The sequence below is a fragment of the Bacteroides sp. 1_1_30 genome (genome assembly GCF_020982715.1).
Taxonomy (GTDB): domain Bacteria; phylum Bacteroidota; class Bacteroidia; order Bacteroidales; family Bacteroidaceae; genus Bacteroides; species Bacteroides xylanisolvens.
This window is the reverse complement of the sequence record NZ_JAJKHN010000145.1, coordinates 1-7,578: the sequence shown is the minus strand read 5'-3', so window position 1 is coordinate 7,578 and position 7,578 is coordinate 1. Positions and strand designations below refer to the sequence as shown.

The 7,578-nt window shown below is 36.2% G+C and carries 6 protein-coding genes; 3 read left to right on the top strand and 3 right to left on the bottom strand.

What is annotated here, in order from left to right:
* Positions 1-348 precede the first annotated feature (348 nt).
* The gene (locus LPH68_RS24925) at positions 349-1,221 is read left to right on the top strand and encodes a glycosyltransferase (protein ID WP_004314466.1); all 873 of its coding nucleotides are present in this window, start codon (positions 349-351) and stop codon (positions 1,219-1,221) included.
* A gap of 475 nt (positions 1,222-1,696) precedes the next feature.
* Here the strand turns inward: LPH68_RS24925 and LPH68_RS24920 are convergent, their stop codons facing one another.
* The 3 genes from LPH68_RS24920 to LPH68_RS24910 all read right to left on the bottom strand — a co-directional run bounded on the left by LPH68_RS24920 (position 1,697) and on the right by LPH68_RS24910 (position 4,813).
* The gene (locus LPH68_RS24920) at positions 1,697-3,982 is read right to left on the bottom strand and encodes a hypothetical protein (RefSeq protein WP_230297205.1); all 2,286 of its coding nucleotides are present in this window, start codon (positions 3,980-3,982) and stop codon (positions 1,697-1,699) included.
* 349 nt (positions 3,983-4,331) lie between these two features.
* Positions 4,332-4,499 carry a DapH/DapD/GlmU-related protein gene (locus LPH68_RS24915; RefSeq protein ID WP_230297204.1) on the bottom strand — a complete coding sequence of 56 codons (168 nt, stop codon included), beginning with the start codon at positions 4,497-4,499 and terminating at the stop codon, positions 4,332-4,334.
* On the bottom strand, positions 4,445-4,813 hold the full coding sequence (locus LPH68_RS24910) for a hypothetical protein (RefSeq protein ID WP_230297203.1): 369 nt from the start codon (positions 4,811-4,813) through the stop codon (positions 4,445-4,447). Before LPH68_RS24910 ends, LPH68_RS24915 begins: the two co-directional genes overlap by 55 nt.
* 571 nt (positions 4,814-5,384) lie before the next feature.
* Between LPH68_RS24910 and LPH68_RS24905 the strand changes: the two genes are divergently transcribed.
* Together LPH68_RS24905 and LPH68_RS24900 are read left to right on the top strand one after the other, a co-directional pair.
* On the top strand, positions 5,385-5,882 hold the full coding sequence (locus LPH68_RS24905) for a hypothetical protein (protein WP_230297202.1): 498 nt from the start codon (positions 5,385-5,387) through the stop codon (positions 5,880-5,882).
* A 45-nt stretch (positions 5,883-5,927) separates the two neighbouring features.
* Entirely contained in the window at positions 5,928-7,481 is a 1,554-nt protein-coding gene (locus tag LPH68_RS24900; RefSeq protein WP_151923437.1) for an ATP-binding protein, read from the top strand.
* The last annotated feature ends 97 nt before the right edge of the window (positions 7,482-7,578 follow it).

The window sequence follows — 7,578 nt, the reverse complement described above, 5'->3', positions numbered from 1 at the left end:
CTAATATATTTCGCAAAGCTATCATAACTGTAAGTTATACAATAGTCCTTGCCAAACTGTTAGAATTGTATTGTACCTTACAAAAATAAGCAAAAAAAACTTTTACTAAGACGTTTTGATAAATAATTGTGATATGTTAGGATTTTCTTTCCTGAAGAATTGAATTCGAAGAGTTAAAGGTGGATGATCTATATTTATCTGTTAGCTTTGGAAGTCTGGAGTTTTTCATTTTTTTTAATCTAAGTTTGTCCTTACAGGATTTTATCCTTAGTTTTGTGAACTATTTTTTTATGAATTAGAGATATTCGTATAAAAGTATCTTAGTATATAAAATTGATTTGAATAAATATGATTTCTATTATAATATGCAGTAGGTTTCAATCCATCTCTAAGGAATTGAAGGATAATATTGAGAATACGGTTGGGGTTGTTCATGAGATTATATGTATTGATAACAGTAAAAGTCAATATGATATATTTAGTGCTTATAACGAAGGGGTCAAAAGGAGCCAATATCCACTTCTCTGTTTTATGCATGAAGATATTTTACATTACACTAATGATTGGGGAAAGCTTCTGATAAATCATTTCAGAGATTTGAAAGTAGGGCTTATTGGAATTTCTGGACCACGTTTTATTAGTCAAATACCGGGTATTTGGTGGGGACCCGGAAGTACAGATGCAGGAAAGGATGCAATTTGCCAGTATTCTATTGATACTAATAGAGCTGATCCAACCATTACTTATAATACTTGCTTTAAACCCATTGCAGATGCGAATGCCATAGAAGTGGTAGCAGTGGATGGATGTTTTTTTTGCATGAGGAAATCTGTTTTTGATAAAATAAGATTTGATGAAATAAATTACAAAGGATTTCATTTTTACGATCTTGATATCTCATTGCAGGTTTATATGCTGGGGTTGAAATCATTATGTGTGTATGATATTCTAATAGAGCATGTTAGTAATTCAAAATTGGATAATGAATGGTTGACTAATGCACGAATATTTTTCACAAAATGGAAAGACTGTCTGCCGATAGTAAATTATCCAGTGTCAGCAAAAGAAAGAAGAGTGTTAGAGAAGAACAATCTTCAAACTATGAATTATATTATTAATGAGAATAATCGAAAACCTAGTCGTTATTATAAATTCTCAGAGAAGCTATATTTATTGCGATACTGCTGTGATAAAAAAATGCTTCAGTCACTAATCTATTAGGTAAAATGTGTCACTATATGTTGAGTGGAGCACGGCTTTTTCATTTAAGAAATATTGTTTATCGCTTGTTATTGTGGTAAAAATCCTTATATTCGTGTGCAGCGATGCGAAAGCACCGTCTTAGGTGTTTCTTTTTGTCGTTCATTTTTGATTTTTTTTCTACTTTGCGAGTTGTTTGTCTATGGTTGAATATTAAAAATGAGTAAATACTAGGGGGTAACTAAGTAATGCAAGACTAAAATACTACTATGGAAGATGTCACGAGGATGATATTATCAGCCTAATGGATATCGCTGTTTTTAGTGGGTGGAAATAAATAGGAAATGGGTAGTTGTCAGAGATTCATTGATAACTAGTCGTTTGAGGTCTCTCTCAGCCATTTTGTATGCAATCATTCTTTTTAAATAATCACTTGATCCCTTATTGGGAATTCTTTTCTGCTTATATGTAAATGTTCAATGTTAAATAATCGCTCCTATTTCTTTTTTGCATATACTATTCCAATTCTGATAAGGAATAGCTGCATCATATAAATATCCAGATCACTCATTTTCCTTCTATTGTCATTTCTGGAGGTGAAAGCGCATAAAAAAGTTTCCATGTCCTTTAAATTGCCATTAAGTCTGATTGAAAAACTGCTTCTATCCATGTTCTTTGCGATCACTTTCATATACAAATCACGTGGTTGGGTCTTCTTGCCAATTTTAAAGTCAAAATCATAACTGTCATGTTTTTCCAGTTCATCTTCCATGTCGATGACAGACCAGAAGTAGTCGTTACCGGCATTAAACAAATCCAAAGGAAACCATCTTTTTTGAAAGTTCTCATCTAAGGAAGCGATTTGTACATTTTTTAGTAAATCTTTGTTCATTCTATAATATTTACTAAATGTATTAACCTGTTTTTCATCTAGTGTATTAGTAAAATCCAGTATAATATCGGAATGGATGGGTTTAGTAAAATTGTAGGAGACAATATGTCCTTTCTCTGTTTTAACAGTTAACAACAAAGATAGGTCGTCGCTGGATAGAGCATATGGTATCTTGATAAAAGACAGGCAGTTCCCGATATCTCCATTTTTTTCTGCGACATAGTAAAAGCTGATAGGATATTCTGTAAAATTAACGAATTCACGTCGGACGGTACAGAATGGGGGAGTAAGCAAATGAATGTCGGACAATTTCAGTTTCTGTCCGGAGGGACTGTTTAGCCCGAACATGATGCCGTCAGCTATGGGATTTGTTTCCTTTCTTGATCCTTTGACGATTTGAGAGTGCATTGTTGACTGTAAAACTCTTACATCCCCATTCCATTGAGGAACGAAAGGTTTCAGGAATTCTCCGTAAGTAAGCTTGTGTACGGGTTTATTGTTGAATCGTTTCATTATAAAGAGTGCCAATCCTCCTAATATTAAAGAAATGATCGTACTCGTTAAATCAATTTGAGTATAATTTGTCAATAAGAAAAGCAAAGTCAGTATAATAGTAGAGTCCACTAACCATATTATGGGTATAGACGCCTCGGCGTTTCTTAAAATAGCTCGTTGATATAACAATGTCGTAAAACTTTGCCACTGCATACAGAATTTTTCGTTGCCTGTCGTTTTATAAAAATAATCTTCATAAGCGGATGGAGACCATTTGAAAGGCGGATAAGGTACTATCAGGATATCAGCAAGTTCAAGATACTTGTCTTGTCCCGGATATAATCTCGCTTCTTCCAGCGGCATGACAAAAGAAAAGTCGACGTAACATCCTAAGCCAATCTCTCCTTCATCGGATACAATGGCAAAGTCATGGAACGATACAGATGTTTTTTTGCAGATTTCTTCCGGAATTCCTAACTCTTCCTTAATGCCGCGAAGTACGCAATGATAAGGACTATAATATTGGTCGTGTTCAACCAAATCTGTCCGGGAAAAGGATTCATTGACAGGGACGTGCAAAGTGGACCTGTTGTCGCTCTCTATATTTCCGCTTCTTGCTGCTACCAACATTTTTTTAGCTCCGCTGGCATCTCTGCCTCCGATAATTATATCAATCCCGAAAGAAGAAAACAAGAAGGCTAGCGATTCTACCAACAAAAGTTTTATGTTATCATTTGCTTTGTTGGTTCTGCATATAATTTCTTGAAAGATTCTCTTGAATCTGCGGTCCTTGAATATTTTTTTGAAAACTTTAAATGTAAAATGATCCGTTTCGTATATATCTAATAAAAGTTCGCCTTTTTCCAGTTTATAACCTCTAATTCCCACTTTATCACCAATAAAGCGGATGGAACCATCTTTTGTGATATCTGACTGGACTTGTATAATGGCATTATAAACGTTTTCCAGAGAATATATATCCTTTAATATATCACATATAAATTCTTTGTGCCCATTTTCATTTTCTAGATAGAAAAATTGACTCCGGTCATATCCTTTTTCCCTGATTTTTTCTGTCAGACTATCATAATAGGCAACAATCTCGTTCTTTATGATTCTTTCAATGATAGATTTATCTGTTATCACCTGGCGGGTTTCGTATGATTCGTCAGTAGTGGCAAAATGAATCTTCATCATTCTGGGATTGGCAGGTATGTCTTTTACTTCCTTTAATGTGGTGGACAATATACCGACTAATCCTTTGGGGATAATTAGTGCAGCTTGTTCATATTTAAGATAGGGAAATTCTTTTATTCGTTTGAACGGTATCCGTTGTAGTATATGCTTGTAATTGGCGCAGCATTCGGTGATTACTATCCCTCCGACTGGTATCATTGCATACCACCTGTATTGGCCATCGGTTATAAAGAAAATGATTATTGTTATAACAAACAGGGTAATGTCAAATATGGCTCTTATCTTATATCGTGCCAGATCGACTTGTGACACTAACATCCAATTCAAAACTCTTAATATTACAATTTTTCTGATCCTTACAATTCTTTTGTAGATATTGAACAATGGAATGATTACTGGTATCGCGATAGATAAGAGAAAGAGAAGTTTGTTTGAAGTAATATTTGTGAAGATATCACTCCAGTCCAGATTATGAACATAGTCCACTGTCGCTTGAATTAGATTGTTTTCCATAATATGGATGTTTTGATAGGTGTTTGTTCAAAGATCAGAAATTTACAGGTCCTACAATTTTTGCAGGATTTCCAGCTACCAAGGTATATGCTGGGACGTCTTTGGTGACAACGGCACCAGCAGCAACCATGCACCATTCTCCTAAAGTTACCCCACACAAAATTGTAGCGTTGGCTCCGATAGAAGCGCCATATTTAACCACAGTCTCGCTGACGTCCCAATCTTCGGATGATTTGTTCCGTCAGGATTTATGGAACGTGGATATTTGTCATTTGTGAAAGATGCCGATGGCCCGACAAAGACTCCGTCTTCCAATGTCACGCCATGAGGAATCATAACATTATCTTGTATTTTGACTCTGTTTCCGATTATTACGTTTGAATCAATAAATATATTACGATGAATTTTGCATTCGTCTCCAATTTTAGCATTGGGAGCGATGACTGTAAATTCTTCAATAATAGTTCCTTTTCCTATTTGTGCGTTTGCAGCTATCTTAGCCGTTGTGTCAATCATGCTTTTCGTTTTTGTACTTCAGTCTACAAAAATAAGAATATAGAAGGACAAATGCAAGTTATTATTTAGCTCTTTGTTATTTCTTGATTATCAAGGTAAAACGTATGATCTGATTACAGATATGTCTGATCCTTATTATTTTAGCTGATGGAATAGAAACACCTTACAGGTGTAAATTGCCGATTTGGATTGTCGGCTTCCTGTATTAGCGAGGAACCTGTAGAAAATATTCATTTCTCATAATGTTTGTGGGACGTAAATAAGCGTGGATAAGCGGTTAATGGTAAGGCTTGAGTGAAATTGCCGAATGAAACCTGCAGTTTTTCTAGAAAATGCTAGTTCTATTCGGCAAATTACTCTATATTTGTCTGTATAACCCCAAAACAAGAAATGATGGATACACTTTATAGGTCATACCGGATGTTGCTTAGCAACATATCTACTGATTTTATCCGTTATCTCCATGATGAGATAGAGTGGAGTAGTAGGCTTATAGGAAAAGGGATATTTGCTTCGTTTACAAAGTATCATTAAGCAGACTTTGTAAAATGATATACCGACTTTTGCGAATATGAATATAGCAACAGCATTGAAATTGAAAAGACTGTTGTATATCATAGCGAAAAGTGTTCCGTTTAAACCTAATTTTACCAAGTTGGCGACTTTGCTTGATATGAATAGAAATACGGTTTCTGATTTGATGTGTTATCTGGAAAAGGCTGGAATAATTAATCAGCTTCGGGCAGAGACGGAAGGTGTCAGACTTTTAGGCAAAGTGGACAAGGTGTATCTGAATAATACGAATTTGGCTTATGCGCTTTCTGACAATACACCGGATATTGGTAACGTGCGTGAAACATTTTTCTTTTCTACTTTGCGAGTTGTTTGTCCGGTAACCACATCAGAAGTTGCTGATTTTACGGTGGGTGGTTATACCTTTGAAGTAGGTGGAAAGAATAAGTCGCAGAAGCAGGTGCATGATGTGGAGAATGCGTATGTTGTGAAAGATGATATTGAGTACGGAATGCGTAATGTGGTTCCTCTCTGGGCATTTGGTTTTTTATATTGAGATAATATGTATATTTGTACGATGTGAACTTAAACAGATTGAAATATGAGTGGCAAGATTTACCCTATCGGTATACAGAATTTTGAAAAAATTCGTAAAGGTGGCTATTTTTATATAGATAAAACAGCATTGGTTTATCAACTGGTGAAAACCGGAAGCTACTATTTTTTGAGTCGGCCGCGCCGTTTTGGCAAAAGTCTGCTTATTTCTACGCTTGAAGCCTACTTTCAAGGAAAGCGGGAACTCTTTGAAGGACTGGCTATGGAGAAGCTGGAAAAAGATTGGGTAAAATATCCTGTATTACATCTTGATCTTAATACGGAAAAATACGATACTCCGGAAAGTTTGGAGAATAAACTGAATGGGGCGTTGGTGGAATGGGAGAAGATATATGGCGAAGAGCCCTCGGAGAAATCTTTAGCGATGCGTTTTGAGGGGATTATTAAGCGTGCCTGTCAGCAAGAGGGGCAAAGTGTGGTGATCCTGGTGGATGAGTATGATAAGCCAATGCTGCAGGCTATTGGTGATGATGTTTTGCAAAAGAGTTTCCGCAATACATTGAAAGCCTTCTACGGCGCATTGAAAAGTCAGGACGGCTGTATCAAATTTGCTTTGTTGACGGGAGTTACCAAGTTCGGTAAAGTCAGTGTATTCAGTGATTTGAATAACCTGAATGACATTTCAATGTGGAATAAGTATATAGACATTTGTGGTGTGAGCGAACAGGAACTATACGATAATCTGGATGCCGAGCTTCATGAGTTTGCCAATGTGCAGGGAGTGACGTATGAAGAGATATGTGTCCGGTTGAAAGAAATGTATGATGGTTATCATTTCACGCACAATTCCAAAGGAATGTACAATCCCTTCAGTCTGCTTTTGGCTTTTGATAGGAATGAGTTTAAAAGCTACTGGTTTGAAACAGGTACTCCCACTTATTTGGTGGAATTGCTGAAGAAACACCATTACGACCTTCATCGGATGGCTCATGAAGAAACTGATGAACAGGTACTGAACAGTATAGACTCTGAATCTACCAATCCTATTCCGGTAATCTATCAGAGCGGGTACCTTACCATTAAAGGATATGATGAAGAATTTGGAATTTACCGTTTAGGTTTTCCTAATCGCGAAGTGGAGGAAGGATTTATCCGTTTTCTGCTTCCTTATTATGCGAACGTGGATAAAGTGGAATCTCCCTTTGAAATTCAGAAATTCGTTCGTGAGGTACGTGCTGGTGATTACGAATCTTTTTTCCGTCGTCTGCAAAGTTTCTTTTCTGATATTCCATACGAGCTTGCCCGCGAATTGGAGTTACATTATCAGAATGTACTTTATATTGTATGTAAACTGGTTGGTTTTTATGTAAAAGCGGAATATCATACGAGTGAAGGCCGTGTGGATATGGTATTGCAGACTGACAAGTTCATTTACATTATGGAATTTAAACTGAATGGTACAGCGGAAGAAGCTCTGCAACAGATAAATGACAAGCACTATTCCCGACCATTTGAAACGGATTCACGAAAACTTTTTAAGATTGGTGTGAATTTCAGTGCTGAAACGAGAAATATAGAGAAGTGGTTGGTCGAAAATTGAATTGCCTGCGCCGGAAATAAGGTTCTTCGTCAAATTTGGTGGTAAGTTTTTCTCCGCTCATTTAGCTAATTCAGTCAGTGCCTATATTTTCTTATGA

What these genes read in the sequence shown, in the direction of transcription:
- LPH68_RS24920 (WP_230297205.1), bottom strand. Translation starts at nt 3,982, where the DNA reads ATGATACCAGTCGGAGGGATAGTAATCACCGAATGCTGCGCCAATTAC.
- LPH68_RS24925 (WP_004314466.1), top strand. Translation starts at nt 349, where the DNA reads ATGATTTCTATTATAATATGCAGTAGGTTTCAATCCATCTCTAAGGAA.
- LPH68_RS24905 (WP_230297202.1), top strand. Translation starts at nt 5,385, where the DNA reads ATGAATATAGCAACAGCATTGAAATTGAAAAGACTGTTGTATATCATA.
- LPH68_RS24910 (WP_230297203.1), bottom strand. Translation starts at nt 4,813, where the DNA reads ATGATTGACACAACGGCTAAGATAGCTGCAAACGCACAAATAGGAAAA.
- LPH68_RS24900 (WP_151923437.1), top strand. Translation starts at nt 5,928, where the DNA reads ATGAGTGGCAAGATTTACCCTATCGGTATACAGAATTTTGAAAAAATT.